The following is a 26,261-nucleotide window of genomic DNA, read 5'->3' on the forward strand; positions in this document are numbered from 1 at the left end:
CTAGCGTCCGTTCTTGGTCGCCGCGCCGATCAGGCCGGGAACCGCCACATGGCGTTCAAGCAGGCGCATGCCGAGCACCACCGTGCCGTTCAGGATCAGGTAGATCACGGTCGCCGCCGAAAACGCCTCGAAGATATGGAAGCTGAACTCCGCCATCGAGCGGGTCTGGCCGGTCAGCTCCAGCAGGCCGATGGTCAGCGCCACCGACGAATACTTGATCGTGCCCATGAACTCCGAGGTCAGCGGCGGCAGCACGATGCGATAGGCCTCGGGCAGGATGATGTAGCGGTAGACCTGCGTCTCGGTCAGGCCGAGCGCCGTGCCCGCCTGGAACTGGCCGCGCGGCAGCGACTGGATGCCGGCGCGCAACTGCTCGGCCACGCGCGCCGAGCCGTAGAAGCCCAGACAGAGCACCGCCGGCAGGAATTGCCCCCAGGGCTGCGGCATCTGCTTCATGGCCAGGCCCCAGGCATGCGGCAGCAGCTCCGGCAGCACGAAATACCACAGGAACATCTGCACCAGCAGCGGCACGTTGCGGAAAATCTCGACATAGGTGGCGCCGACCGCATTGGCCAGGCGCGACGAGGCGGTGCGCATCACGCCCAGGCACGAGCCGAGCAGCAGCGAGAACACCCACGCCGTCAGGGCCAGCGCCAGGGTCCAGCCCACGCCGATCAGGATGGTCTCCAGGAAGGTATGCACGCCGTCGGGCGACATCTCCAGGAAGATGCTCCAGCTCCAGTTGTAATTCATGCTTTGAGGACCTGTGGACAACCAAAGAAACGGGCGCCGGCGGCCGGCGCCCGGTTTAGCGTGTCGCCGCCCGGCCCCCGGGGGCCGCGGCGGCGGACCGGCTTACTCGTAGGCCTTGGGGTCGCCGGAGTCGGTCGGATGGGCCAGGGCGCGCTTGAGCGCGTCGCTCATCGGGTACTTCAGGTTGATCTGCTTGGGCGGGATCGGGGAATTGAAGTACTTGTCGTAGATCGCGGCGACGCGGCCGCTCTTCATCAGGTCCAGCACGGCGTCGTCCACCACCTTCTTGAAGGCCGGATCGTCCTTGGGCTGCATGATGCCGTAGGGCGCCAGTTCCAGGCCCTTGGTGCCGATCACGAAGGCGTCGGGGTTCTTGGACGAGGCCACCACGCCATAGGCGATGCCGTCATCGTTGGCCGAGCCCGCGGCGCGTCCCGATTCCACCATCAGCAACGTTTCCGCCGTATCCTTGGTGGGTGCCATGGTGATGCCCAGGTTGCCCTCGGCGTTCAAGCGCGAAATCAGCTTGAAGGTCTGGCCGCCGGCCTGCGCCGCGATCGACTTGCCGCGGAACGAGGCCAGGTTGTTGGGATCCACGCCGCCGTCCTTGCGCGCCACCAGCACCACCTGCGCCACGAACGTGGTGGGCGCGAACGACACCAGCTTGTGGCGTTCGAGGTTGTTGGTGGTGTTGCCGCACTCCAGGTCGATGGTGCCGTTGGCCAGCAACGGGATACGCGTGGCGGAGGTGGTCGGGTTGTAACGCACGTCCAGCTTGGGCAGCTTCAGCGCGGTCTTGATGTGCTGGGCGATTTCCTGGCAGATCTCGACGGTGTAGCCGATCGGCTTCTGGTTGCCGTCCAGGTAGGCGAACGGCACGGAGGTCTCGGGATGGCCGATGGTGATCACGCCGGTGTCGCGGATCTTGTCCAGGCGGCTGGGGCCTTCGGCGTGGGCGGCGGCGCTGCCGAACAGGGCGGCGGCGACCGAAATCGCGGCAAATGCTTTCATCTTATTCCCTTGGCGCCGGTCGAGCGGCGCGTGCTTATGTTCACGAACAGCGGAGCCGGAGTGCATACGACCCGCCGCGTCCCGCGATGAGCCCCGCGGCTGGCAAAAAGTATCAACTAGCGTTATGGTTTTATCCAGTTCCAATCGGGTATTCCTCTATACGGATTTGATATGGCCATTACACGAATGGGCTTGCGACACATCGAGGCTTTCCGGGCCGTCATGATGACCGGATCCATGACCGCCGCGGCGCGCAGAGTGCATACCTCGCAGCCGCACGTTAGCCGCTTAATAGCGCAATTGGAAGCAATCACCCAATTTCCCCTGTTCGACCGCAACGGCAGCCGCCTGACCCCCACCCAGGACGGTTCGCGCTTCTTCCAGGAGGTCGAAAAGACCTTCATCGGCCTGGCCGGCCTGGAATCGGCGGCGGCCAGCATCCGCTCCTTCAGCGCCAGCCGCCTGAGCGTGGCGGCCATGCCGCGCCTGGCCGGCGGCCTGCTGGCGCGCATCGTGGCCGCCTTCAAGACCGAATACCCGGACGTCATGGTCTCGATCCATTCCGGCAACGCCAGCGCGGTGCACAACTGGATCAGCTCGGGTTTCTGCGACACCGGCCTGGCGATGCTGTCGGGCGACAGCCCCGGCATCCAGGTCGAGCCGGTGCTGACCATGAACTGCGTGGCGGTGCTGCCCAAGGGGCACCGGTTGACCAAGCTGAAAAAGCTCAAGCCGGCCGATTTCGCCGGCGAGCCCTTCATCGCCTTTCCCAGCGCCACGCCGCTGCGGGAAAAGATCGACGCGGTCTTCAAGGCCGCCAAGGTCGAGCGCCAGACCGTGGCCGAGGCCGGCCTGGGCTCGTCGGTCTGTGCGCTGGTGGGCGCCGGCCTGGGCGTGGCGCTGATCAACCCGCTGGCCGCGCGCGAGGAATACGAGGCCAACGGCGTCGAAGTGCGCCCGTTCAGCCCGGCGGTGCCGGTCACGGTGGCGCTGCTGTACCCGCCGTACCACACCCGCACCCGCCTGGTCAGCGTGTTCTCGCGCTACGCGCACCAGTTGATGCAGGAAGAAATGGCCGATCTGAAGGCGCGGCCGGGGCGATGATGGCAACGCCCCCCCCCGCCGCGCGGAAACGACAAGGCCCCGACATCGGGGCCTTTTTTGCCCGCGGCCGCCCGTCGTCAGGCAGTCGCGCCGTCCGGGCGCGGCTCGCGCAGATCCAGCCACGCCACCAGCAGCAATCCCCCCGCCAGTCCCAGGTGCTCGTAGAACGCATTGGCGGCCATGAAGCGTTCCTGGCCGGCCGGCATCTCCCAGTAGCGCAGCGCGATGCCCGTGGCCGCCAGCGTGAAGGCGGCCAGCGCCAGCGCCCCCAGCCAGCGCAGGCGGCCGCTCAGGATCATGGCGGAGGCCGCCAGTTCCAGCGCGATCACCAGCACCGCGAACAACGGCCCGGGCGCCAGCCCGAAATGCGCCATCTCCGCCAGCGCGCCGGGAAAGTCGGTCAGCTTGACCAGCCCGCCCTGCAGGTAGGCGGCGCACAGGCCAAGGTAGGCCAGGAACCGCACTGCCGGCGAACCGAACAGCGGCCGGGCCAGGCCGGCCAGCCGCCGCTCCCATTGAAAGGTCGCGTTCATGGCCGGCCTCCTCAGACGGCCCAGCAGGAGCAACCCAGGGCGCCGAAGAAGCCCTGGAGGTCGGAACTGGGCGCCTTCGAGGCCCACGCCTTGGCATGGTCATGCCCATGCAGCCCGCAACTGGTGGCGCACGCGCAGGCCGCCATGTTGCGGTAGCCCAGCGAATTGCGGCCGGCGCCGTCGGGGTCGCCCCAGGCGGCATAGCCGCCGAACAGGCGCGTGGGCGACCAGTCCGGCATGGCGGGCGGCAGCGGATTGTCGTCCTCGGGCCCGAATTCGCCGGCGCCGTAGACCACTCGGCCGCCAACCACCGTCAGGTCCGAGGTCAGGAACGAGATCTCGTCCTCGCTGCAGCGGAAGTAGTCCTTGCTCGGCACGATGAAGTCGGCCAGCTGGCCCGGCTGGATGCGGCCGCGCTTGCCTTCCTCGTTGGCGAACCAGGCCACGTTCTCGGTCCACATGCGCAGCGCGGTCTCGCGGTCCAGGCAGTTGCGCGCCGGATAGAGGCGGGTGCCGCCCACGGTCTTGCCGGTCACCATCCACGACAGCGACACCCACGGGTTGTAGGACGCGACACGGGTGGCGTCGGTGCCGGCGGAAACCTTCACGCCGCGATCCAGCATCCTGGCGATGGGCGGCGTGGCCTCGGCCGCGGCCGCGCCGTAGCGCTCGATGAAGTACTCGCCCTGGTAGGCCATGCGATGCTGCACGGCGATGCCGCCGCCCAGCGCGGCGATGCGGTCGATCGACTTGTCGGAAATGGTCTCGGCGTGGTCGAAGAACCAGTTCAGCCCGGTCAGCGGCGTGTCCTGGTTGACCTTCTCGAACACATCCAGCGCGCGCGAGATGGTCTCGTCATAGGTGGCGTGCAGACGCCACGGCCACTTGTTCTGCGCCAGCACGCGCACCACTTCCTCCAGCTCGCCTTCCATCTCGGGCGGCATGTCCGGCCGCTCGACGCGGAAGTCCTCGAAGTCGGCGGCCGAGAACACCAGCATCTCGCCGGCGCCGTTGTGGCGGAAGTAGTCGGTGCCCTGCTTGTACTTCACGCTGGACGTCCACTTGAGAAAGTCTTCCTTCTCCTGCTTGGGCTTCTGCGTGAACAGGTTGTAGGCCAGCCGCACCGTCATCTGGCCTTCGTCGGCCAGCTTCTGGATCACGGCGTAGTCATCGGGATAGTTCTGGAAACCGCCGCCCGCGTCGATCACGCCGGTCACGCCCAGGCGGTTCAGCTCGCGCATGAAATGGCGCGTGGAATTGACCTGGTAGTCGAACGGCAGCTTGGGCCCCTTGGCCAGCGTGGCGTACAGGATGGTGGCGTTGGGCTTGGCCAGCAGCAGTCCGGTCGGGTTGCCCTGCGCGTCGCGGATGATCTCGCCGCCCGGCGGGTTGGGCGTGGTCTTGGTGTAGCCCACCGCGCGCAGCGCGGCGCCGTTGAGCAGGGCGCGGTCGTACAGGTGCAGCAGGAACACCGGCGTGTCGGGCGCGACGGCGTTGATCTCCTCGATCGTCGGCAGGCGCTTCTCGGCGAATTGGTGCTCGGTGAAGCCGCCCACCACCCGCACCCATTGCGGCGCCGGCGTGATGGCGACCTGGCGCTTGAGCATCGCCATGGCGTCGGCCAGCGAGCGCACGCCGTCCCAGCGCAGCTCCATGTTGTAGTTCAGGCCGCCGCGCACCACGTGGGTATGGTTGTCGAACAGGCCGGGCAGGGCGCCGCGCTGCTTCAGGTCGACGCGGCGGGTGGCGGGACCGGCCAGCGCCATGACCTCGGCATCGGTGCCGACCGCGACGAAGCATCCGTCCTGGATGGCGACGGCGCTGGCCAGCGGCCTGGCGCGGTCCAGCGTGGTGATGCGGCCGTTGTGGAAGATGACGTCCGGGTAGGCGGTTGAGGCGTTTGGCATGGGGGATTCTCCTTTGGAACGGGCAGCGGCGCGTCCGCCCAACAGGCTATTGAGGGCCAGCGTGGAAGCAACACCGATGAGGTCGCGGCGGGTAGGCATACGATATCTCCGTGGGTGCGAAAAAAGGGGTTCAGCCCTGGTCTTTGTCCTGGGCCTGCCGGCCCGGCAGCTGCCCGAACACGTGGCTCACCGCCTTTTCCTTGTCGCAGGCGGCGACGAAGGCCGTGCCATTGAGCAGCTGCTTGCCCACCGGCACCAGCTGCTCGCCGACCAGGATGCCCAGCAGGCCGATCAACGCCACCAGCGGCGGCGCCGGCGAACGCACCTGCAGCAGGCTGTACACCACGCCGACCAGCAGACCGGCGCCCAGGGAAAGCAGATAGATCTTCATGCGCATTCTCGTGTGTGTCAGGAAGGGGGAAAGTCGGATCACGCGTGGGTATCGGCCAGCAGCACTTCGGCGTCGTCGAGCGCGGTGATGCGCACATCGGCTTCGTCCTCGATGGCGGCGCCGTCGCCGCTGCCCAGCTCGACGTCGTTGACGGTCAGGCGGCCCTTGGACGCCACCAGGTAGCCGCGGCGCCGACCGCGGGCGAAGCGGTAGGTGGCGGCCTGGCCCGCCTTGAGCGCCACCGCCAGCACCCGCGCATCGCTACGGATCGGCAGCGCATCCTCGTCGCCCTCGATGCCGCTGGCCAGTGTGACGAAATGGCCGTCGCAGGCATCGCGGGCAAACGTCTTCCTGCCCCAGCTCGGCGGCACGCCGCGGCGATCCGGTTCGATCCAGATCTGGAACACCCGCGCCGGCCCGCCTTCCATGTTGAATTCGGCGTGCGTCAGGCCGCTGCCCGCGCTCATGACCTGCACGTCACCGGCGCGGGTGCGGCCGCGGTTGCCCAGGTCATCCTCATGGGTCAACGCGCCTTCCCGCACGCAGGTGATGATTTCCACATCGGTGTGCAGCAGCGCGGGAAAACCGGCGCCCGGCGCGATGGTCTCGTCGTTCCAGGCGCGCAGCGCGCCCCAGTTCATGCGCCGCGGATCCAGGTAGTTGGCGAACGAGAAATGGTGTTTCACATCGAGCCAGCCGCGGCGGGCGTGGCCCAGGGTTGTCAAAGGTCGGCGCTCTATCATGGCGAGCCTCCAGGTGGGACGAATGGGAAAGCGGGGCGTCAGCGCTTCAGGGCCAGGAAGTGATGCACCTCGGGCTTGTCGGGACCGATATGGAACCGCAGCGCCTCGGCCTGCAGATCAGCGTCGGCATGCGAGACCCGATGGTGCTGGCGCAGATGCTCGGCCCACGACTCCACGAAGAACCACTCCACCACCCGCTCGGGATCGCTGGTGTGCTCGGCCACGCCCCAGGAATAGGCGCCATCGCGCAGGCGCTCCTGGGACAGGCGCTGCATCGCTTCCAGGAACGCCGGACGGTCTGCCTGGCGGATGCGGTACTCGACCTGGATCAGCACCGGGCCGCGGTCATGCGCCACCGACTCCGACACCAGCGGCTCGGGCCAGTGGTTCGACGCCTGCAGGTCGGCTTCGCCCACCGGCAGCCGCGCCCGATGGAACAGCAGCGCCACGATCACCAGGCCGACGGCGCTGACCACCAGGGCGTAGGGCACGCCGATTTCACGCGCCACCAGGCCCCAGCCCAGGCTGCCGGCCGCCATCGCGCCGTTGAACACCATCAGGTACACCGCCAGGCCGCGGCCGCGCACCCAGTTGGGCAGAATCGCCTGGGCCACGCCGTTGAAGGTGGTCAGCGCGGTGATCCAGCCCATGCCCAGCAGCACCAGCATCAGCACCGCCAGCCACTTGGGCGGGGCGAACACCAGCACGCCCATCACCACCGCGCTGACCACGGACGCCAGCAGCACCAGCCCGTCCGCATTCAGCTTGGCGCCCAGCTTCGGCATCACCAGCGCGCCCAGGATCGCGCCGGCGCCCACGGCGCCCAGCAGCATGCCGTAGAAGCCGGACGTGCCGCCCAGCATCTGCCGCGCCACCAGCGGCAGCAGGGCCCACACCGCGCTGGCGAACAGGAAGAACACCGCGGCGCGCAGCAGCACGCGATGCAGTTCCTTGCTGGCCCGCGTATAGCGCAGGCCGGCCCGGAACGCGCCCAGGAAGTTCTCCGACAGCGCGCTGTCGGTCGCCGCCGGACGCTTCCACCACAGCAGGGCGGCGATCACGAATACATAGCTCAACACGTCCATGCCGTAGGTCACCGCCGCGCCGAAGCTGGCCAGGATCAGGCCGCCCGCGGCCGGGCCGATGGCGCGCGCGATGTTGATCCCCAGCGAGTTCAGCGCCACCGCGCCCTTCAGGTTCTCGCGCGGCACCAGCTCGGGCACGATCGACTGCCAGGTCGGGCCCATCAGCGCCGCGCCGATGCCGCCGACGAAAGTCAGCGCGATCAGGTAGTCCACCGTCAGCGCGCCGAAGTGCGACAGCAGCAACAAGGTGCCGCTGACCGAGGCCAGCAGCAACTGCACGAAGATGAGGAAGCGCCGGCGGTCCAGAATGTCCGACAGCACGCCGGCCGGAATCGCCAGCAGGAAGATCGGCAGCGTCGCCGCCGTCTGGATCAGCGCCACCGCGGCCGGGCTGGCCGACAGGTCGGTCACCAGCCAGGAGCTGGCGACGTCGCGCATGAAGCTGCCCACGTTGCCGAGCACCGCGGCCGCCCACAGGACGGCGAACACGGGCTGGCGCAGAGGCGCAAAGCTGCCTCCCGCGGAGGGAGAAGGGGAATTCGGCATGGAATGCTCCGGGATCGCGCTGGGTCGCCAGGGGCCGTGCATCCCGCCGCCTGCCGTGATCGGAAAAAGAAGCGGCCCGGGCCGTTGCCGGCCCGGGCGCGGGGCTTACTTGGCCGGGTTGGGGCCGATGCGCTCGCCGTGCGTCACGCGCTCGGCCAGCTTGTGCACGTGGGTGACGGCGTAGTCGATGCCCATGCCGTAGGCGCCGGAATGTTCCTTGGCGATGCCGGTCACGGCGTCGTAGGTTTCCTGGCGGGCCCAGTCGCGCTGCCATTCCAGCATCACCTGCTGCCAGGTCACCGGCACCACGCCGGCCTGGATCATGCGATCCATCGCGTACTTGTGCGCGTCGGCCGAGGTGCCGCCCGAGGCGTCCGCCACCATGTAGATCTCGTAGTCGCCTTCGAGCATGGCGCACAGGGCGAAGGTGGTGTTGCAGACCTCGGTCCACAGGCCGGCCACGACGATCTTCTTGCGGCCGTTGGCGGCCAGCGCGTCGCGCACGTTCTGGTCGTCCCACGAGTTCATCGAGGTGCGCTCGAGGATCTTGTTCTCGGGGAACACGGCCAGCAGTTCGGGGAAGGTGTTGCCCGAGAAGCCATCGGTCTCGACGGTGGTGATGGTGGTCGGGATGTTGAAGGTGCGCGCGGCCTTGGCCAGGCCCACCACGTTGTTCTTGAGCGTCTGGCGATCGATCGACTGCACGCCGAAGGCCATCTGCGGCTGCTGGTCGATGAAGATGATCTGGCTGTTCTGCGGGGTCAGGACTTCGAGGTATTTGTTGGCGGACATGGTGGCTCTCTCTTTCAGGGAATCGTTCAGGGGAATGCGGCAAGGTGAATTCGGGCACTGCGCAAACCGTTCCGGCTTGCCCCGCTGTCGTCGTGCTCGAATGCCGCTTGAGGGGTTTCGTTCACGTCGTGTGTCGGTATGGGCATAGTAGGGATCCGCCCCCCGCCTGAGAATCCGCAGCGGGGAATTGCATCCTTTCCATTTTTTGCATGATCCCCGTGACACGGGCATTTCCCGCCGGTGCGCCCCGGGCATTCTTGTTCGTCACATAGTCAGCCGCTATCATCGACGCGACTTTCTTTGCGAGAACCACCATGAACAAACTGCCGGATCTGGAGGGCTGGGCGATCTTCGCCAAGGTCGCCGACACGGGCTCGTTCGCCAAGGCCGCGGCCGAACTGTCCCTGTCCCAGGCCACGGTGTCCAAGACCATCACGCGTCTGGAGACCAAGATGAAGACCATGCTGTTCCACCGCACCTCGCGCAGCATGTCGTTGACGGAGTCCGGCTATGCGGCGCTGGAGCGCGCCGCGCGCATCCTGGAAGAGGGCGAGGCGGTCGAGGCCGAGGTCACCGAGAAATCCACCAGCCTGCGCGGCAAAATCCGCCTGGCCGCGCCCATGTCCTTCGGCGTCACGCACCTGGCGCCGATGCTGCCGCCCTTCATGCAGGCGCATCCCGATGTGGACCTGGAAATCGAGTTCAACGACAAGCAGGCCGACCTGGTGTCGGAACGCTTCGACCTGGCCCTGCGCATCTCCAACCTGGTGGACTCCACGCTGCTGGCGCGGCGCCTGTGCTCGGTGCGCATCCTGCTGGTGGGCGCGCCCAGCTACTTCAAGCGCGCCGGCAAGCCCAAGCATCCGCGCGACCTGGCGCAGCACACCGCGCTGCAATACATGTACGCGCGCAACGGCTCGAGCTGGCGCTTCCGCCACGACAAGCACGGCGAGTTCTCGCAGTCGCTGCCGGTGCAGCTGAACGTCAACAACGCCGAGGCGCTGTCACCCGCGCTGCAGGCCGGCCTGGGCCTGGCGCTGCAGCCGGAATTCCTGGCCTGGGAAGACCTGCAATCGGGCGCGCTGGAAACCGCCATGGACGACTGGCAGATCGACCCGATCGCGCTGCACATCGTCACGCCGCCGGGCCGCCGGCGGCCGGCGCGGGTGCAGGCGCTGATCGAATACCTGGCCGAACGGTTGACGGCGGAGCCGTGGGCCAGCGACGTGCAGGGACAATAAGATAAACAACGCCTCCGATAATCATGACAAAGCAGATCCCGATCGGCGACCCGTAATTGACGAAACTGCCGAAAGGGTTCTTGTATGTGTGCGAGAATTTCCAATACGTGTGTCGCCTGTCTCCACTACGCAGTGCGGGACAAACCGACGCTTTTGAATGGAAATTTCAGGAGAAGGAGGTCTTGTGGCTGATTTTTTGTGTGAAGTGTGCGGATCGTCGAGTGCGACGCATGTCCTGGTGGACTACCAACGCACGGTATGCGAGCCGTCACAGTATTTTTGCAAAAAACATGCGTTCGAAGAGGGCCGTGAGGAGTGTCACATTTGTGAGGACAATTCGCACCTCTCTTCAATCGCCGTAGAGGACGAGGACGGTGAGCAGCGCGATTTGCTGCCAACCTACCGGCCGGGCGAGCTTGACCGTGACGGTATGTGCTCGGAACATCCATAGCGCGAACGCTCTGAGGCGCTGAGAACCAGTCGGCACCTACATTCACGACAATAAAAAAGGGGCTGTAATACAGCCCCTTTTTCCTGCACTCCGGATGGCCTGTCGAACATCCGGACGATTTCGGTGGATCAGACGTCGATGTTCCCCGCCGACAGCGCATGCGCCTCGATGAAGTTGCGGCGCGGTTCGACGTCGTCGCCCATCAGCGTGGTGAAGACCTCGTCGGCCGCGATGGCGTCCTCGATCTGCACGCGCAGCAGGCGGCGCACCTTCGGGTCCATGGTAGTTTCCCACAGCTGTTCCGGGTTCATTTCGCCCAGACCCTTGTAGCGCTGCTTGGAGATGCCGCGATCGGCTTCGCTGCGCAGCCACTGCATGGCTTCGCGGAAGTCGGAGACGTTCTGCTCCTTGCGCTTTTCGCCTTCGCCACGCGCGGCCAGCGAACGCGGGCCGACCTTGCCGGAGAAGCTCTTGGCGGCGCGCGACAGGATCGCGTAGTCGGAACCGCCGACGAAGTCGGCGTCGATGATGCTGACGCGCACGTTGCCGTGGTGCATGCGCTGGATCGACAGGCGATGGCGTTCGGTGGCCTCGTCGAATTCGGGCACCACTTCCACGCCGTTGCCGCTGACCGGATCACGCATGGCGTCGGCCAGGCGCTTGGCCGAATCGGCGGCGGCCTCGGTCGACTCCAGGTTGATCTCGACGCCCTCGGCCATGGCCGACAGCGCCGCCACGTCGAACACGCGCGACAGGCGCGCGATGACGCCGTCGGCGGCCACGTACTGGCGCGCCAGCTCGTTCAGCTCGTCGCCGCGGATGATGTTGCCGCCGGAGATGATCTCGGCGTCCTTCAGGGCCAGCTGCAGCATGAACTGCGCTTCTTCCTGGTCATCCTTCAGGTAGCGCTCTTCGCGGCCGACCTTGACCTTGTACAGCGGCGGCTGGGCGATGTAGACGTAGCCGCGCTGCACCAGCTCGGGCATCTGGCGGTACAGCAGCGTCAGCAGCAGCGTGCGGATGTGCGCGCCGTCCACGTCCGCGTCGGTCATGATGATGAGGCGGTGATAGCGCAGCTTGTCGACGTTGAAATCCGGGCCGATGCTGGTGCCCAGCGCGGTGATCAGCGTGGCGATCTGCTCGCTGGCGATCAGGCGGTCAAAGCGCGCCTTCTCGACGTTCAGCACCTTGCCGCGCAGCGGCAGGATGGCCTGGAACTTGCGGTCGCGGCCCTGCTTGGCCGAGCCGCCTGCGGAGTCACCCTCGACGATGTACAGCTCGCACAGCGCCGGATCCTTTTCCTGGCAGTCGGCCAGCTTGCCGGGCAGGCCGGCGCCTTCCAGCACGCTCTTGCGGCGCGTCATTTCGCGCGCCTTGCGGGCGGCTTCGCGCGCGCGGGCGGCTTCGACGATCTTGGCGCACAGCGCCTTGGCGTCGTTCGGATGCTCCAGCAGCCAGGTTTCCAGCGTGCGGGCCACGGCCTCTTCAACGGCCGGACGCACTTCGCTGGACACCAGCTTGTCCTTGGTCTGGCTGCTGAACTTGGGTTCGGGCACCTTCACCGACAGCACGCAGGCCAGGCCTTCGCGCATGTCGTCGCCGGAGGTCTCGACCTTGGCCTTCTTGGCCAGTTCGTTGTCGGTGATGTACTTGTTGATGATGCGGGTCATCGCCGCGCGCAGGCCGGTCAGGTGCGAGCCGCCGTCGCGCTGCGGGATGTTGTTGGTGAAGCACAGCACGCTTTCGCTGTAGCTGTCGTTCCACTGCATCGCCACTTCCACGCCCACCGGCACGCCGCCCGCCGACGACTCGGTGGTGACCGAGAACACGTTCGGGTGCAGCACCGTCTTGGCGCGGTTGATGTATTCGACGAAGCCCTTCACGCCGCCCGAGAAGGCGAAGTTCTCTTCCTTGCCCTGGCGCTGGTCGATCAGGCGGATCTTGACGCCGTTGTTCAGGAACGAGAGCTCGCGCAGGCGCTTGGAGAGGATCTCGTAGTGGTACTCGATGTTGTTGAAGATGATCGGGTCGGCCAGGAAGCGCACTTCGGTGCCGCGCTTGTCGGTCGTGCCGGTCACGGCCAGGGGCGCGACGCGCTCGCCCTGGCGGAATTCCATCTGGTGCACTTCGCCGTTGCGGCGGATGGTCAGGCGCAGCCACTCGGACAGCGCGTTCACGCACGACACGCCCACGCCGTGCAGGCCGCCGGACACCTTGTACGAGTTCTGGTCGAACTTGCCGCCGGCGTGCAGTTCGGTCATGACGATTTCCGCCGCGCTGCGGTGGAATTCGTCGTCCTTGTGGATATCCGTGGGGATGCCGCGGCCGTTGTCGGTGACCGAGATCGAGTTGTCGGTGTGGATCGTGACGACGATGTCGTCGCACCAGCCGGCCAGCGCTTCGTCAATGGCGTTGTCGACGACTTCGAACACCATGTGGTGCAGACCGGTGCCGTCCGACGTGTCGCCGATGTACATGCCGGGGCGCTTGCGCACGGCCTCCAGCCCCTTGAGCATCTTGATCGAGTCGGCGCCGTAGCCGCCGTTCTCGGGAGTGGTGTTCTGCTGATCTGACATGTCTGTATCGATAACGCTTTAAAGAACGGCCTGGCGGCCGGACCGCCGGCGGGCCATCAGGCCCGCGGGCGGCACAAACCCACAGCTGCGCGGACTCAGATCCGCATGGGCATGACGACGTACTTGAACTGGTCGTCTTCGGGCAGGGTGATGAGCGCCGACGCGTTGGCATCGGGCATGACCGACCACTGGATGTTGTCCACCTTGACGTTGGCCAGCACGTCGAGCAGGTAGCCGACGTTGAAGCCCACGTCCAGCGGTTCGTGGCCGTAGTCGATGTCGATTTCTTCCTGCGCCTCTTCCTGCTCGGCGTTGGAAGAAGAGATCTTCATCTGGTTCTGCGCCAGTTGCAGGCGCACGCCCTTGAACTTGTCGGTGGTCAGGATGGCGGCGCGCTGCAGGCTGCCCTGCAGGGCTTCGCGGCCCACCAGGAAGTGGCGCGTGTAGTTGGTCGGGATGACGCGGGTGAAGTCGGGGAACTTGCCTTCGACCAGCTTGGACACCAGCTCGACGTCGCCGAAGCGGAAACGGATCTGGCCCGGCGCCACGTCGATCGAGACGAGCTCGTCGGAGTCTTCCAGCAGGCGCTGCATTTCCAGCACGGTCTTGCGCGGCACGATCACTTCGTGGCGTTCGCTGATGCCGTCGGCTTCGGTGGAGCAGTGCGCCAGGCGGTGGCCGTCGGTGGCGACCGCGCGCACGCGGCCCGGTTCGAACACCAGCAGCATGCCGTTCAGGTAGTAGCGGATGTCCTGTTGCGCCATGGCGAAGTGCACCATGTTGAACAGGTGGCGCAGCGTGCGTTGCGGCATGCTCAGCGACACGTCCCACTGCTCGGGCTGGGCCACGGTGGGGAATTCGCTGGCGGCCAGCGTCTGCAGCGCGAAGCGGCTCTTGGCCGACTGCACCGACAGCTTGTTGCTAGCCAGCGCCAGGCGCACGTCGCCGGTGTCCGGCAGGGCTTTCAGGATGTCCAGCAACTTGCGCGCCGCGACCGTGGTGGACTCGTTGTCGTGGCCCACACCGAAGTCGGCGTGCGTGGTGATCTGCACTTCCAGGTCGGTCGCGATGAAGGCAACCTTGTTGCCTTCCTTGCGCATCAGGATGTTCGCCAGGATGGGCAGGGTATGGCGTCTTTCGACGATGCCCGCCACGGTCGACAGCGGTTTCAGCAATGCATCGCGTGTGGTTTGTACGAGTTGCATGGTCATCCTTTTAGAGTTTGTTCCAACACGTGCAGGGTATGGTTGAGCTCCGCTTGCTTGGCGCGGGCGTCGGAAATCTTGCGTACGGCGTGCAGCACGGTGGTGTGGTCACGGCCACCGAACAGATCGCCGATTTCCGGCAGGCTTTTCTGGGTCAGCTCCTTGGCCAGGTACATGGCGACCTGGCGCGGCAAAGCGATATTGGCCGGCCGGCGTTTCGAATACATGTCGGCGACCTTGATCTTGTAGAAATCCGCCACCGTCTTCTGGATGTTCTCGACGGTGATCTGGCCGTTGGACACGGACAGCAGATCCTTCAGGGCTTCCTTGCAGACGTCCACGGTGAGCACATCGCGGCCGTGGAAGCGGGCGTAGGCCAGCACCTTGCGCAACGCGCCTTCGAGTTCGCGCACGTTGCTGCGCAGGTGCTTGGCGATGAAGAACGCCACTTCCTCGGGCATCGGCACGCCCTCGGACTCGGCCTTGCGCAGCAGGATCGCCACGCGCATCTCGAGTTCGGGCGGCTCGATCGCGACCGTCAGGCCGGAATCGAAGCGCGAGATCAGGCGGCTGTCGATGCCCGACAGTTCCTTCGGATAGGTGTCGCTGGTGATGATGATCTGCTTGCGCTGCGCCACCATCGCCTCGAACGCATAGAAGAATTCTTCCTGCGTGCGGTTCTTGCCGGAGAAGAACTGGATATCGTCGATCAGCAGCAGGTCGAGCGAATGGTAGTAGCGCTTGAAGTCATCGAACGCCTTGCGCTGGTACGCCTTGACCACGTCGGACACGTATTGGTCGGCATGCACGTAGCGCACGCGCACCCCGGTGCCCGCCGCCACCATGGCGTTGCCGATGGCGTGGATCAGGTGGGTCTTGCCCAGGCCCACGCCGCCGTACAGGAACAGCGGGTTGTACGAGGTGCCCGGGTTCTCGGCCACCTGCAGCGCGGCGGCGCGCGCCAGCTGGTTGGCCTTACCCGTCACGAAGTTCTCGAACGTCAGGTCGGTGTTCAGGCGCGAGCGCTCGTACACGATGTTGGCGGCGTCCGCGTTCACGGCCGCGGCCGCCGCGGTGGTCGCGACGGGAGCGGGCGCGGCGGGCTGCGCCGGCATGCCTGGCGGCGGCGCGCCGCCCAGGGGCGCGGCGGCCGAAGGCGCGGTCGGCACGGGCGGCTGCGCGCGCACGGGCGCCACCGGCATGCGCGGGGTGGTGCCTTGCGTGGGCAATTCGAACAGGACCTGTACCGGACGCTCGAACCACTCCGCGGCCAACGCTTCGATCTGGTGGGAGAAGTTCTTGCGCACCCAGTCCAGCTTGAACCGGTTGGGGGCGGCAACGCGCAGCACCGCCTGCGTTTCGTCATACGCAAGCGGGACCAGCGGTCGTATCCACGCGCTGATTTGTTGGGGGGGGAGTTCCTGCTCAAGACGACTGACGCAGGTCTGCCAGAATTCTTTCATGTCGCTCTTATTCAAACCTCGATTCTACCTTGCCTGGGCACGGGTTATCCACAGGGTAGGGCATGAGCGTGCACAACCCGCCCCCTTAACTGTTTGACAAGACAGGGAAAACTTGCTGAAATGGTGGGCTTTTCCGAATTCTGTCTGTCAGAAGGTTTCGCAGAAGGCCCAGGTTCACACGGGTAATAGGGTAATGGTTACACTTACCCCGCCCCCGGAACTGTGCCTTGCTGAATAGGTCGCCCGGGTATTGCCCGGACCAGAGCCCCGTCTACAAGCCTGTCTTTGCCAGTGAATCCGCATGTCATGTGCGAATTCGCAGCGAGGCGCTTACTAGATACCCGCTACCGGATTTGCGACCAGGAACCCTCCGGGCAGGTCCCTTCTGACTTTTGTTCTTTTTGTGGATCGTCCATGAAACGCACCTACCAACCTTCCGTTACCCGCCGCAAGCGCACCCATGGTTTCCGCGTGCGCATGAAGACCCGCGCTGGCCGCGCCATCCTGAACGCTCGCCGCGCCAAGGGCCGCAAGCGTCTGGCTGTCTAAGTCTCGCTTCTTGCGCAGACACCCGACCCGCTGACCCGCAGTCCATGCCGCGCGCCACGCTTCCGCCGGAGGCGCGGCTGCATCGCCCCTCCGAGTTCGCCGCCGCCCTCAAAGGCCGGCGTCTGGCCCGAGGGGCGTTTTTCGTTGTGAGCGCCGCTTCCAACGATCTGCCTCCCGGTCAGGACGCCTGTGCCCGGCTGGGCCTGGTGATCGCCAAGCGCTTCGCCGCCCACGCCACCACGCGCAACGCCCTCAAGCGGGTCATCCGCGAAGCGTTCCGCCACCGGCGCCTGGGATTGCCGGCGAAAGACTACGTCGTGCGACTGCACAGCAAGGTCACGCCCGCCACGCTCACCGCGCTGAAACAGGCGGCCCGGGCCGAAGCGGACGCTCACTTCGAGCGGATCGCGCGATGAACGGGCCATCCCCCCGGCAGGCAGGCCGTCCGCGACGCGGGCGTTCCGTGGGGGCCGCATTACTCATTGCCCCGATCCGGTTCTACAGGTTTTTCCTGAGTCCCTGGATCGGCCGGCAATGCCGCTTCACCCCGACCTGCTCGGCGTACGCGATCGAGGCGATCGAACGCCACGGTCCCTGGCGCGGCTTCTGGTTGATGCTGCGACGCATCGGCCGCTGCCACCCCTGGTCGCCCGGCGGCTGGGACCCGGTTCCGCCGTCCAAGGGAACCAACCGCGGGGCCTGCTGCTCCCATGGGCACCGCACCGAGCATGATTGACGCTAAACTGGCGGGCTTTGCTGGCCCGTATTCACTTCAGTAGGCACCATGGATATCCGACGAACCGTCCTCTGGATGATTTTCTCCTTCTCGCTGTTGCTCCTCTGGAACAACTGGCAGATCCATAACGGCAAACCGTCGCTGTTCGGGGCCCCCACGCCCACGGCCAGCACGCCCGCCAACGACACGCCGGCCGCCGCGAACAACGCGACGCCTTCGGTGCCCAATGCGCCGCCCGCGACCGCCACCGCCACGCCTTCGGCCGTGCCTGGCGCCGCCACGCCGGTGCCGACGCGCTCGGAAGAAGTGGTCATCACCACCGACGTGCTGCGCCTGACCTTCGACACGCTGGGCGCCCAACTGGTGCGCGCCGAGCTGCTGAAGTACCCGGCCACCGGCCAGCCCGACAAGCCCACCGTGCTGCTGGACCGCAGCGCGGGCCTGACCTACATCGCCCAGACCGGCGTGATCGGCGGCAGCTTCCCCACCCACCAGACCCCGTTCCGCGTGGTCTCGACCGAGCGCCAGCTGACCGGCGACAGCCTGGTGGTGGCGTTCGAAGCCGAATCCGGCGGCGTCAAGGTCACCAAGACCTTCACGCTGCATCGCGGCCGCTATGACATCGACGTGCGCCACGACCTGGCCAACGTCGGCGCCGCCCCCGTGACGCCGGCGCTGTACCTGCAGCTCGAGCGCGACGGCAACGATCCGGCCGACACCTCCAGCTTCTATCACACGTTCACCGGCATGGCCGTCTACTCGGAACAGGACAAGTTCCAGAAGATGACCTTCGCCGACATCGAGAAGAAGAAGGCCAACTACATCAAGCAGGCCGACAACGGCTGGATCGCCGTGGTGCAGCACTACTTCGCCACCGCCTGGGTGCCGCCGCAAGGCAAGCCGCGCAACAACGAAGTGCTGGAAGTCCAGAAGAACGTCTACGCCGCCCGCACCATCGAAGCCGTCGGCGAGATCGCCCCGGGCGCCGCCGCCCGCGTCGATTCGCACCTGTGGGTCGGTCCGCAGGACCAGAAGGCCATGGCGGCGCTCGCCCCCGGCCTGGAACTGGTGGTCGACTACGGCTGGCTGACCATCATCGCCAAGCCGCTGTTCACGCTGATGACCTGGCTGCATTCCATCCTGGGCAACTGGGGCTGGACCATCGTCGCCCTGACCGTGCTGATCAAGGCGCTGTTCTACCCCCTGGCCGCCGCCAGCTACCGCTCCATGGCCCGCATGAAGCAGGTCGCCCCGCGCCTGCAGGCCCTGAAGGAAAAGTACGGCGACGACAAGCAGAAGCTCAACGCGGCCATGATGGAGATGTACCGCACCGAGAAGATCAACCCGCTGGGCGGCTGCCTGCCGATGGTGGTGCAGATCCCGGTGTTCATCTCGCTGTACTGGGTGCTGCTGGCCAGCGTCGAAATGCGCGGCGCGCCGTGGATCCTGTGGGTGCACGACCTGTCGATCCGCGACCCGTTCTTCATTCTGCCCGCCATCATGATGGCCACCATGTTCCTGCAGATCAAACTGAACCCGACGCCCCCGGACCCCGTCCAGGCCAAGGTCATGATGATCATGCCGCTGGTGTTCGGCGGGATGATGTTCTTCTTCCCGGCCGGCCTGGTGCTCTACTGGTGCGTCAACAACACCTTGTCGATCGCCCAGCAGTGGTCCATCACCCGCGCCATGCAGCGCAAGACGGAAGCCGCGGCCAACCGCTGATTCCCGCTCGCGCCATGAAAAGCCGGCCCCCAGAGGCCGGTTTTTTTTCGTCCAGGTTCCACGTTGGTTTGACGGCGATGCGCGTCAAGTCGCCCTGACGATAGTTATTTTCAATCAAATTTGGTAGTTCAATCAACTTCACAACGAAAAAATTGACCCCTATGATGTGTCGGAGATATCCCCCGGCCGGCAATGTCCGGGACGGTGTCCGATCACGCAGCGTGGCCCAGGCGCCGCGCATTCCAGGAATTACGTAGGGAGTGAGCCATGACCGACAAGAAGCATCTGACCACCGCCTCCGGGGCGCCGGTGGCCGACAACAACAACACCTTGACCGCCGGCCCGCGCGGTCCGGCGCTGTTGCAGGACTTCTGGCTGATAGAGAAACTCGCCCATTTCGACCGTGAACGCATCCCCGAACGCGTGGTGCATGCCAAGGGCTCGGGCGCCTATGGCACCTTCACCGTCACCCACGACATCACCCAATACACCCGCGCCAGCATCTTCTCCAAGGTCGGCAAGCAGACCCCGCTGTTCCTGCGCTTTTCGACCGTGGCCGGCGAACGCGGCGCAGCCGACGCCGAACGCGACGTGCGCGGCTTCGCCATCAAGTTCTACACCGACGAAGGCAACTGGGACCTGGTCGGCAACAACACCCCGGTGTTCTTCATCCGCGATCCGCTCAAGTTCCCCGACTTCATCCACACCCAGAAGCGCGATCCCAAGACCAACCTGCGCAGCGCCACCGCGGCCTGGGATTTCTGGTCGCTCAGCCCCGAATCGCTGCACCAGGTCACCATCCTGATGAGCGACCGCGGCATTCCGGCCAACCTGCGCCAGCAGCATGGCTTCGGCTCGCACACCTTCAGCTTCGTCAATGCCGGCGGTGAACGCTTCTATGTGAAGTTCCACTTCAAGTCGCAGCAGGGCATCGCCTGTCTGAGCGACGAGGAAGCGGCGCAGGTCGTGGCCCACGACCGCGAAAGCTCGCAGCGCGACCTGTTCGACAACATCGAGCAGGGCAACTTCCCGAAGTGGACGCTGAAGGTGCAGATCATGCCCGCGGCCGACGCCGAGACCTATCACATCAACCCGTTCGACCTGACCAAGGTGTGGCCGCACGGCGACTACCCGCTGATCGAAGTGGGCGTGCTGGAACTGAACAAGAACCCGGAGAACTACTTCGCCGAGGTCGAGCAGGCCGCCTTCACGCCCGCCAACGTGGTGCCCGGCATCGACTTCTCGCCGGACAAGATGCTGCAGGGCCGGCTGTTCTCGTACGGCGACACGCACCGCTACCGCCTGGGCATCAACCACCACCAGATCCCGGTGAACGCGCCGCGCTGCCCGTTCCACAGCTACCACCGCGACGGCGCGGCGCGCGTGGACGGCAACGCCGGCGGCACGCTCAACTACGAGCCCAACAGCGCCGGTGAATGGAAGGAAACCCCGTCGGCCGGCGAACCGCCGCTGCCGCTGGACGGCCAGGCCGCCGCGCGCTGGAACCACCGCGTCGATGACGACTACTACTCGCAGCCGGGCGCCTTGTTCCGCCTGATGACGCCGGCGCAGCAGGAACTGCTGTTCGGCAACATCGGCCGCCACATGGCGAGCGTGCCCGAGGAAATCCAGCGCCGCCAGCTGGAACACTTCCGCAAGGCCGATCCGGCCTACGCGGCGGGCGTGGCCAAGGCGCTGGGCCTGAAGCTGTAGGCGCGGCATTCGCGCGCGGCAGGCGCCGCGCGGCGCGTATCGGGCGGCCCATGGGGCCGCCCGATTTCTTTCCGCCGCTATTTTTTGGCTGTTTTTACGGCTGGTTTCGCGTCCGCGCCTGCGCGTTCCGCCTGCGTTTTGCTCCGAAAACCACCGCAAGCGACTTTTCCACAACAAGGCCGAAAAAAGTTATCCCCATTCGTCCACAGCCAATTCACAGGCAATCCACAGGAATTCCACAGGCGCTGTGGATAGTGTTATCCGCGGAAGCTGTGGAAAACCCGCTTGCTAGTATTTCAGGCCCGTATCGCACAGCACCGTGGCCACCGTCGCGTCCGCGGGCAGCCGGCCCGAGCGCAACAGCTTGGCGGCCGCGCACGCGTTGGCGGCGGCGGAATAGCCCACGTATAGCCCCTCGCGCACGGCCAGCAGGCGACGCCATTGCTGCGCCTCGTCGTCGGTGACCGCGATGCTCAGGTCCATCAGGGACGGATCCCAGTGCGGCGGCACCGCGCCGTAGCTGGTGCCCTGGATCAGGTGACGCGCCTTGGTCACCGGTTCCCCCGCCAGCACCTCGCAGCCCAGCGGCTCGACGGCCGCGCACAACGTCGCGGCGCTCGCCGCCTTGAGCGCGCGCGCCACGCCCATGAAGGTGCAGCCGGTGCCGACGGCCGCGACCCAGCCGTCCACGGGGGCGCCGACCTGTTCCAGGATTTCGCGGCCGGTGCCGGTTTCGTGCGCGGCGATGCATTCGACGGCATTGAACTGGTCGACGTAGAAACCGCCGCGTTCGCGCGCCAGCGCGGCCGCCACCCGGGCCGCCGCCTCGACGTCGGCGCCGGTGACCTGCCCGGGGGCGCCATCGACCTGCGGCACCAGCACCACCTCGGCGCCCAGGCCTTCCAGCATGCGGGCGCGGGCGGGGCTGTTGCCCGCGGACAGGGTGACCACCAGCGGATGCCCCAGCGCGGCGCAGGCCACGGCCAGGCCCGCCCCCATGTTGCCGCTGGTCATCTCGATCACCGGCATGCCGGGCGCCAGGCGGCCGTCGGCGCGCGCGGCCAGCAGGATGGCCTTGGCGGCGCGATCCTTGACGCTGCCGCCCGGTTGCAGGAATTCGGCCTTGGCCACGATGCGGCCGGGGCCGTCGTGCACGCGGCTCAGCGCGATCAGGGGGGTGTTGCCGATGAGTTCGATCGAGGAAGCGGCCAGCATAAGGGTTCCGGAGGACACATCCGGGGCGCCGTGGACGGCCGGATGAAGAAGGGACGGGCGGTCCATTGTAGAGAGGAGGGCAGTGTGCCCGGCGCCGCACACCGCAACGGCGCATCGACGAATTTCCTTTCATGCGATATCAATAATGATTACTATTTATCGCCAATGCGCCCCCCTTGGGCGTCTGCCCCAGCCTCCACCGCCACCGAATCGAACCGTGAATCCGCAGGGATATCTTTCCACGCCCTCCATCGAGACCCTCTACCACGAGCATCACGGCTGGCTGCGCGGATGGTTGCAGCGGCGCCTGGGCAACGCGGCCGATGCCGCGGACCTGGCGCACGACGCCTTCCTGCGGCTTATCCACAAGCCGGCGCCGCGCGGCTTCGGCAGTCCGGGCGAGGCCCGCGCCTATCTGCGCAGCATGGCGCAGGGCATGTGCATCAACCTGTGGCATCGGCGCGAGATCGAGCAGGCCTGGCTCGACACGCTGGCGGCGCGGCCCGAGGCCTGCGCGCCGTCCACCGAGCGCCAGGCGATCGTGCTGGAGGCGCTGCAGGAGATCGGCGCGCTGTTGCGCGACCTGCCGCCCAAGGCTGCCCAGGCCTTCCTGATGGCCGCGGTGTGCGAGGTCCCGAGCGCCGACGTCGCCGCCGAACTCCACATCTCGCCGCGCATGGTGCGCAAGTACGTGGCCCAGGTCATGCTGCGCTGCATGCTGACCGAGGCGGCCGCCACCGCCAGCGCGCTGCGGGATCCGACCTTCGCCTGACCCATATGGCCGCCATCCCCCTGATCCCCGCGCCAGGACCGGACGCGCGCCAGGCCCGCGCCAATCCGCCGCACCATGTCATGGAGCAGGCCGCCGAGTGGTATGCACTGCTGATCTCCGGCGACGCGGTCGCGGCCGACCGGCAACGCTGGCTGGCCTGGCTCGATGCCGATGCCAGTCACCGCCAGGCCTGGGCCTACGTCGAACAGGTCAGCCAGCGCATCCTCGCGCCCTTGCGCGACACGCCCGACCCGCGGCTGACCAGCGACAACCTGCACGCCGCCGGCCAGCGCGTCCTGCGGCGCCGGCGCGCCCTGGTCCGCATCGCCTCGCTGGCCGGCGTCGGCGTCTTCGGCTGGCTGGGCTGGCGCCAGACGCCGCTGGGCCCGCTGGCCGCGGCCTGGAGCGCCGACTACCGCGCGGCCACCGGCGAGATCCGCGCCACCGTGCTGCCCGATGGCTCGCGCGTCTGGCTCAACACGGCCAGCGCCTTCAACCGGGACTTCCAGCCCGGGTTGCGCCGTCTGCACCTGGTGGCCGGTGAAATCCTGATCGAGACGGGGACGGACAAGGACCGCCCGTTCGTGGTCGACACCGCCGAAGGCCGGCTGCGGGCGCTCGGCACGCGCTTCACCGTGCGGCAAGAGGCGGGTGCGACGCTGCTGGCGGTCTATCAGGGCGCGGTCGAGATCCGCACCGCGCGAAACGCGCCCCCGACCGTCATCGCGAGGGGCCGGCAGGCACGCTTTACCGCCGCCGAGGTCGGCTCCGCCACGCGCGCCGATCCGGCGCGCGAAGCCTGGATCCGGGGCGATCTGCTGGCCAACAACCTGACCCTGCGGGAAATCGCCGATGAACTGGGCCGCTACACGCTCGGCCATATCGGCGTTGCGCCGCAAGTGGCGCAACGGCGCGTCTTCGGCACGTTCCCGCTGCGCGACGTCGACAGCGCCCTGGCCCTGCTGGCGCAAGCGGCGCAGGTAAAGGTGCAACGGCCGATGCCATGGTGGACCACGCTGGTGGCGGCCGACGACGCGGCCCCGCGCTGACATGGGCGTTACAACTTTTTTGTCGCGTGCGCGGCGCGCCAGGTTCCGTTTGCGGCCGCTCGATTGATTCAGGAAGTGAAAGCGCCATTGCACGCCAGGGCCGGCGGCCCCGCGATGGCAACGCGCTGACGACACTCTCACTTCCAGCAAGGATCGAACGCCATGTCCCGCCGCTTGTCCCCCGCCCGTCCCGCCATCGCCAGGCCGCGCCGCGCGCCTGCGTTGCGCAGCCCCCGGCGCGTCGCGCTGACCCTGCATCTGGCCGCCGCGTTCCTGGCGGCCGGGGCCTTGCCCGCCCACGCGCAACAGATGGCCTCGGAACGCCCCGCGCAAGCGCCCGCCACGCGCAGCTACGACATCCCCGCCGGTCCGTTGCAGGCGGCCCTGGCGCGCTTCTCGGCCGAGGCGGGCGTCTATCTCGCCAGCGCCACCGAACTGGTCGACGGCAAGCACAGCCCCGGCCTGAAAGGCCGCTTCGGCGCCGCGGACGGCCTGGCCGCGCTGCTGGCCGGCACCGGCCTGCAAGCGGTTGCCAACAGCCAGGGACAATATGTGCTGAAGGCCGCGCCCGCCGCCAATGGCGTGGCCACGCTGCCGGCCATCGCCGTCAGCGGCGCGGCCATCGACCCGGTGGCCCAGCGCCTCAATCCGCCGACCACGGTCGCCTCGAAGATCCCGTTGTCGCAACGCGAGATTCCGCAGACCATCAGCGTCATCACGCAGCAGCAGATCCAGGAACAGAACCTGCAATCGCTGGACGAGGCCATGAAGCGCACACCCGGCGTGATGGTGCTGCAAAGCGACGCCGACCGGGTCCAATACTATTCGCGCGGCTTCCCCATCAGCTCGATGGTGGTGGACGGACTGCCGGTGGTGATGAACTCGGACATGTCGTCCACCGCCGGCACCAATGCGCCCAGCCTGGCCATGTACGAACGCGTCGAAGTGCTGGACGGTCCAGCCGGCCTGTACGGCGGCTTCGGCAGCGTCGGCGGCGTCATCAGCCTGGTGCGCAAGCGCGCGCCATCGGAATTCACGGCCTCGGTCTCGACCACCGCCGGCACCCGGGACAACTTCGGCGGCCAGGTGGATATCGGCGGCCCGCTGAACGCATCCGGCACGGTGCGGGGGCGCTTCGTGGCCGCCGCGCAGCGCAAGGACCTGGAACTGGATTCGACCTGGCGCAAGGACCAGTCGTACTACGGCACGCTGGAGGCCGACCTGTCCGCCGACACCTTGCTGCGCGCGGGCGTCAGCTACAGCCAGCGCGATTCCAACGTCGGCTGGGCCGACAAGGCGCCGCTGTACGACGATTATTCGGTGGCCGGCAAGCGCAACGATTTCTTCGGGGCGTCGTGGAATCACGACCGCTACGCCAACACCAATGTGTTCGCCAGCCTCGAACACAAGCTGGGCCAGGACTGGAAGCTCACCGCGACCGGCAGCTTCGACCACAACACGGCGCGGGTGCTGTCCGGCGAGCTGTTCGGCAACGTCGACAAGGCCACCCACACGGCCACCTTCGGCACCACCAACACCGACTACTACGAGGACAACCAGAGCTACGACCTGAACGCCACCGGCAAGTACACGCTGCTGGGCCGCCAGCACGATCTGGTGATCGGCGCGAACTACAGCCGCATGTACAACTACGGCACGAGCTACTACGGCACCGACAACCTGTTCAACTTCCAGACCATCGACATCTGGAACTATTCCTACGCCAAGCCGAGCTGGAGCGGCTTGCCGGAACATACCTCCAAGGGCGCGGTGGTGCAGCGCCAATACGGCATCTACGGCAACACGCGCTTTCACCTGACCGATGCGCTCACCGCCATCGTCGGCGCGCGGGTTTCGTGGTGGGATACGCGCTATCAGCAGGACCAGACCTACAACCCGTTCGGCAACGCATCCAGCAGCGATGCCTACAAGAAAAAGGTCACGCCCTACGCCGGGCTGGTGGCCGACGTCGACGACGCGCATTCGGTCTATGCCAGTTACTCCACCATCTTCCAGCCGCAGGCGCTGCGCACGCCATCCGGCGAGCTGCTCAAGCCGATGGAAGGCGAACAATTCGAAGTGGGGGTGAAGGGCAACTACCTGGACGGCAGGCTGCAGACATCGGCCGCGCTGTACCAGATCACGCAAAGCAATCGCGCCCTGCCGACCGATGACACCAGCCAGTTCTTCGCGGCCGCCGGCAAGGCGCGCTCGCGTGGCCTGGACCTGCGCGCCTCCGGCCAGATCACGCCGGGCTGGACCGTCATGGCCGGATATACCTACAACGACAGCAAGTACCTGGACGAGGCCAGCCTGGATACCAGCGCCTCGGCGTTCTCGCAGATCGCCCCCAAGCACCTGTTCCGGGTCTGGACCAACTACCGCCTGCCCGGCGACCTCAGCCGCTGGGAAGTGGGCGGCGGCATCAATGCCACCAGCAAGCTGTTCAGCGGCAGCGGAGCCACCACGGTCACGCAGAGCGGCTTCTACACCGCGGATGCGCGCATCGCCTACAAGATCGATCCGCACATGACGGTGTCGCTGAACGCCACCAATCTGTTCGACAAGCACTACTACATGCCGCAGAGCCAGGGCGTGGTCTTCGGGGAAGGGCGGCGGGTCGCGCTGACGTTGCGCGCCGACTTCTGACGCGGGCCCTGCGCCCGGGCCTGCGGGATATCCACAGGCCCGGCTAGGCCAA

At 66.7% G+C, this 26,261-nt stretch carries 22 protein-coding genes; 10 read left to right on the forward strand and 12 right to left on the reverse strand.

Annotated features, from left to right (window positions below; all coding sequences use genetic code 11):
- On the reverse strand, nt 1-753 hold the full coding sequence (locus AOZ49_RS22615; protein ID WP_054431039.1) for an amino acid ABC transporter permease: 753 nt from the start codon (nt 751-753) through the stop codon (nt 1-3).
- Between the two features lie 102 nt (nt 754-855).
- Nucleotides 856-1,764: an amino acid ABC transporter substrate-binding protein gene (locus tag AOZ49_RS22620; protein WP_006392145.1), complete on the reverse strand. Its 909-nt coding sequence runs from the start codon at nt 1,762-1,764 to the stop codon at nt 856-858.
- A 171-nt stretch (nt 1,765-1,935) separates the two neighbouring features.
- Between AOZ49_RS22620 and AOZ49_RS22625 the strand changes: the two genes are divergently transcribed.
- Nucleotides 1,936-2,868, forward strand: a complete 933-nt coding sequence (locus AOZ49_RS22625) for a LysR substrate-binding domain-containing protein (RefSeq protein WP_006389526.1) — start codon at nt 1,936-1,938, stop codon at nt 2,866-2,868.
- Between the two features lie 77 nt (nt 2,869-2,945).
- Here the strand turns inward: AOZ49_RS22625 and AOZ49_RS22630 are convergent, their stop codons facing one another.
- The 6 genes from AOZ49_RS22630 to AOZ49_RS22655 form a co-directional block, all read right to left on the reverse strand.
- On the reverse strand, nt 2,946-3,401 hold the full coding sequence (locus tag AOZ49_RS22630; protein WP_054477875.1) for a DoxX family protein: 456 nt from the start codon (nt 3,399-3,401) through the stop codon (nt 2,946-2,948).
- Nucleotides 3,402-3,412: 11 nt separating this feature from the next.
- Nucleotides 3,413-5,308, reverse strand: coding sequence for an amidohydrolase (locus tag AOZ49_RS22635; protein ID WP_054477876.1), 1,896 nt, complete (start codon nt 5,306-5,308; stop codon nt 3,413-3,415).
- A gap of 130 nt (nt 5,309-5,438) precedes the next feature.
- Nucleotides 5,439-5,699 (reverse strand): XapX domain-containing protein, encoded by a 261-nt coding sequence (locus AOZ49_RS22640; protein WP_054431034.1) that lies wholly within the window; start codon nt 5,697-5,699, stop codon nt 5,439-5,441.
- Between the two features lie 38 nt (nt 5,700-5,737).
- A complete protein-coding gene (locus tag AOZ49_RS22645; RefSeq protein ID WP_054431032.1) occupies nt 5,738-6,442 on the reverse strand; it encodes a pirin family protein in 705 nt (234 codons plus the stop codon).
- Between the two features lie 38 nt (nt 6,443-6,480).
- Nucleotides 6,481-8,073 (reverse strand): MFS transporter, encoded by a 1,593-nt coding sequence (locus AOZ49_RS22650; RefSeq protein ID WP_054477878.1) that lies wholly within the window; start codon nt 8,071-8,073, stop codon nt 6,481-6,483.
- A gap of 105 nt (nt 8,074-8,178) precedes the next feature.
- Nucleotides 8,179-8,865 carry a hydrolase gene (locus AOZ49_RS22655; RefSeq protein WP_006392138.1) on the reverse strand — a complete coding sequence of 229 codons (687 nt, stop codon included), beginning with the start codon at nt 8,863-8,865 and terminating at the stop codon, nt 8,179-8,181.
- 314 nt (nt 8,866-9,179) lie between these two features.
- On the opposite strand from AOZ49_RS22655, the gene AOZ49_RS22660 reads away from it, so the two are divergent.
- Nucleotides 9,180-10,106 (forward strand): LysR family transcriptional regulator, encoded by a 927-nt coding sequence (locus tag AOZ49_RS22660; RefSeq protein WP_054477880.1) that lies wholly within the window; start codon nt 9,180-9,182, stop codon nt 10,104-10,106.
- 579 nt (nt 10,107-10,685) lie between these two features.
- Here AOZ49_RS22660 and gyrB read toward each other — a convergent pair.
- The 3 genes from gyrB to dnaA form a co-directional block, all read right to left on the reverse strand.
- On the reverse strand, nt 10,686-13,133 hold the full coding sequence (gyrB, locus tag AOZ49_RS22665) for a DNA topoisomerase (ATP-hydrolyzing) subunit B (protein WP_054477881.1): 2,448 nt from the start codon (nt 13,131-13,133) through the stop codon (nt 10,686-10,688).
- Between the two features lie 95 nt (nt 13,134-13,228).
- Entirely contained in the window at nt 13,229-14,338 is a 1,110-nt protein-coding gene (dnaN, locus tag AOZ49_RS22670; protein WP_054431113.1) for a DNA polymerase III subunit beta, read from the reverse strand.
- Between the two features lie 2 nt (nt 14,339-14,340).
- Nucleotides 14,341-15,801, reverse strand: a complete 1,461-nt coding sequence (dnaA, locus tag AOZ49_RS22675) for a chromosomal replication initiator protein DnaA (RefSeq protein ID WP_054431022.1) — start codon at nt 15,799-15,801, stop codon at nt 14,341-14,343.
- Nucleotides 15,802-16,215: 414 nt separating this feature from the next.
- Here dnaA and rpmH point away from each other — a divergent pair, with 414 nt between their 5' ends.
- From rpmH to AOZ49_RS22695, 5 genes are all read left to right on the forward strand, one after another.
- Nucleotides 16,216-16,350, forward strand: coding sequence for a 50S ribosomal protein L34 (gene rpmH, locus AOZ49_RS22680; protein WP_003816025.1), 135 nt, complete (start codon nt 16,216-16,218; stop codon nt 16,348-16,350).
- 44 nt (nt 16,351-16,394) lie between these two features.
- Nucleotides 16,395-16,766, forward strand: a complete 372-nt coding sequence (locus tag AOZ49_RS22685; RefSeq protein ID WP_006392133.1) for a ribonuclease P protein component — start codon at nt 16,395-16,397, stop codon at nt 16,764-16,766.
- A complete protein-coding gene (gene yidD, locus AOZ49_RS31915; protein WP_082380551.1) occupies nt 16,763-17,086 on the forward strand; it encodes a membrane protein insertion efficiency factor YidD in 324 nt (107 codons plus the stop codon). Before AOZ49_RS22685 ends, yidD begins: the two co-directional genes overlap by 4 nt.
- A gap of 48 nt (nt 17,087-17,134) precedes the next feature.
- Nucleotides 17,135-18,811: a membrane protein insertase YidC gene (gene yidC / locus AOZ49_RS22690; RefSeq protein WP_054477883.1), complete on the forward strand. Its 1,677-nt coding sequence runs from the start codon at nt 17,135-17,137 to the stop codon at nt 18,809-18,811.
- A gap of 267 nt (nt 18,812-19,078) precedes the next feature.
- Nucleotides 19,079-20,524, forward strand: coding sequence for a catalase (locus tag AOZ49_RS22695; protein WP_054431018.1), 1,446 nt, complete (start codon nt 19,079-19,081; stop codon nt 20,522-20,524).
- Nucleotides 20,525-20,812: 288 nt separating this feature from the next.
- Here AOZ49_RS22695 and AOZ49_RS22700 read toward each other — a convergent pair whose 3' ends face one another.
- Nucleotides 20,813-21,739, reverse strand: a complete 927-nt coding sequence (locus tag AOZ49_RS22700) for a PLP-dependent cysteine synthase family protein (RefSeq protein ID WP_054477885.1) — start codon at nt 21,737-21,739, stop codon at nt 20,813-20,815.
- Nucleotides 21,740-21,956: 217 nt separating this feature from the next.
- Between AOZ49_RS22700 and AOZ49_RS22705 the strand changes: the two genes are divergently transcribed.
- The 3 genes from AOZ49_RS22705 (at nt 21,957) to AOZ49_RS22715 (ending at nt 26,209) form a co-directional block, all read left to right on the forward strand.
- Entirely contained in the window at nt 21,957-22,511 is a 555-nt protein-coding gene (locus AOZ49_RS22705; RefSeq protein ID WP_054431015.1) for a sigma-70 family RNA polymerase sigma factor, read from the forward strand.
- 5 nt (nt 22,512-22,516) lie between these two features.
- Nucleotides 22,517-23,560 (forward strand): FecR domain-containing protein, encoded by a 1,044-nt coding sequence (locus tag AOZ49_RS22710; protein ID WP_231690419.1) that lies wholly within the window; start codon nt 22,517-22,519, stop codon nt 23,558-23,560.
- A 162-nt stretch (nt 23,561-23,722) separates the two neighbouring features.
- A complete protein-coding gene (locus tag AOZ49_RS22715) occupies nt 23,723-26,209 on the forward strand; it encodes a TonB-dependent siderophore receptor (RefSeq protein WP_054477887.1) in 2,487 nt (828 codons plus the stop codon).
- Nucleotides 26,210-26,261: the final 52 nt, after the last annotated feature.

It is taken from the genome of Achromobacter sp. 2789STDY5608615 (assembly GCF_001298995.1).
Classification (GTDB): Bacteria; Pseudomonadota; Gammaproteobacteria; order Burkholderiales; family Burkholderiaceae_B; genus Achromobacter; species Achromobacter insuavis.

What these genes read in the sequence shown, in the direction of transcription:
- AOZ49_RS22615 (WP_054431039.1), bottom strand. Translation starts at nt 753, where the DNA reads ATGAATTACAACTGGAGCTGGAGCATCTTCCTGGAGATGTCGCCCGAC.
- AOZ49_RS22620 (WP_006392145.1), bottom strand. Translation starts at nt 1,764, where the DNA reads ATGAAAGCATTTGCCGCGATTTCGGTCGCCGCCGCCCTGTTCGGCAGC.
- AOZ49_RS22625 (WP_006389526.1), top strand. Translation starts at nt 1,936, where the DNA reads ATGGCCATTACACGAATGGGCTTGCGACACATCGAGGCTTTCCGGGCC.
- AOZ49_RS22630 (WP_054477875.1), bottom strand. Translation starts at nt 3,401, where the DNA reads ATGAACGCGACCTTTCAATGGGAGCGGCGGCTGGCCGGCCTGGCCCGG.
- AOZ49_RS22635 (WP_054477876.1), bottom strand. Translation starts at nt 5,308, where the DNA reads ATGCCAAACGCCTCAACCGCCTACCCGGACGTCATCTTCCACAACGGC.
- AOZ49_RS22640 (WP_054431034.1), bottom strand. Translation starts at nt 5,699, where the DNA reads ATGAAGATCTATCTGCTTTCCCTGGGCGCCGGTCTGCTGGTCGGCGTG.
- AOZ49_RS22645 (WP_054431032.1), bottom strand. Translation starts at nt 6,442, where the DNA reads ATGATAGAGCGCCGACCTTTGACAACCCTGGGCCACGCCCGCCGCGGC.
- AOZ49_RS22650 (WP_054477878.1), bottom strand. Translation starts at nt 8,073, where the DNA reads ATGCCGAATTCCCCTTCTCCCTCCGCGGGAGGCAGCTTTGCGCCTCTG.
- AOZ49_RS22655 (WP_006392138.1), bottom strand. Translation starts at nt 8,865, where the DNA reads ATGTCCGCCAACAAATACCTCGAAGTCCTGACCCCGCAGAACAGCCAG.
- AOZ49_RS22660 (WP_054477880.1), top strand. Translation starts at nt 9,180, where the DNA reads ATGAACAAACTGCCGGATCTGGAGGGCTGGGCGATCTTCGCCAAGGTC.
- gyrB (WP_054477881.1), bottom strand. Translation starts at nt 13,133, where the DNA reads ATGTCAGATCAGCAGAACACCACTCCCGAGAACGGCGGCTACGGCGCC.
- dnaN (WP_054431113.1), bottom strand. Translation starts at nt 14,338, where the DNA reads ATGCAACTCGTACAAACCACACGCGATGCATTGCTGAAACCGCTGTCG.
- dnaA (WP_054431022.1), bottom strand. Translation starts at nt 15,801, where the DNA reads ATGAAAGAATTCTGGCAGACCTGCGTCAGTCGTCTTGAGCAGGAACTC.
- rpmH (WP_003816025.1), top strand. Translation starts at nt 16,216, where the DNA reads ATGAAACGCACCTACCAACCTTCCGTTACCCGCCGCAAGCGCACCCAT.
- AOZ49_RS22685 (WP_006392133.1), top strand. Translation starts at nt 16,395, where the DNA reads ATGCCGCGCGCCACGCTTCCGCCGGAGGCGCGGCTGCATCGCCCCTCC.
- yidD (WP_082380551.1), top strand. Translation starts at nt 16,763, where the DNA reads ATGAACGGGCCATCCCCCCGGCAGGCAGGCCGTCCGCGACGCGGGCGT.
- yidC (WP_054477883.1), top strand. Translation starts at nt 17,135, where the DNA reads ATGGATATCCGACGAACCGTCCTCTGGATGATTTTCTCCTTCTCGCTG.
- AOZ49_RS22695 (WP_054431018.1), top strand. Translation starts at nt 19,079, where the DNA reads ATGACCGACAAGAAGCATCTGACCACCGCCTCCGGGGCGCCGGTGGCC.
- AOZ49_RS22700 (WP_054477885.1), bottom strand. Translation starts at nt 21,739, where the DNA reads ATGCTGGCCGCTTCCTCGATCGAACTCATCGGCAACACCCCCCTGATC.
- AOZ49_RS22710 (WP_231690419.1), top strand. Translation starts at nt 22,517, where the DNA reads ATGGCCGCCATCCCCCTGATCCCCGCGCCAGGACCGGACGCGCGCCAG.
- AOZ49_RS22715 (WP_054477887.1), top strand. Translation starts at nt 23,723, where the DNA reads ATGTCCCGCCGCTTGTCCCCCGCCCGTCCCGCCATCGCCAGGCCGCGC.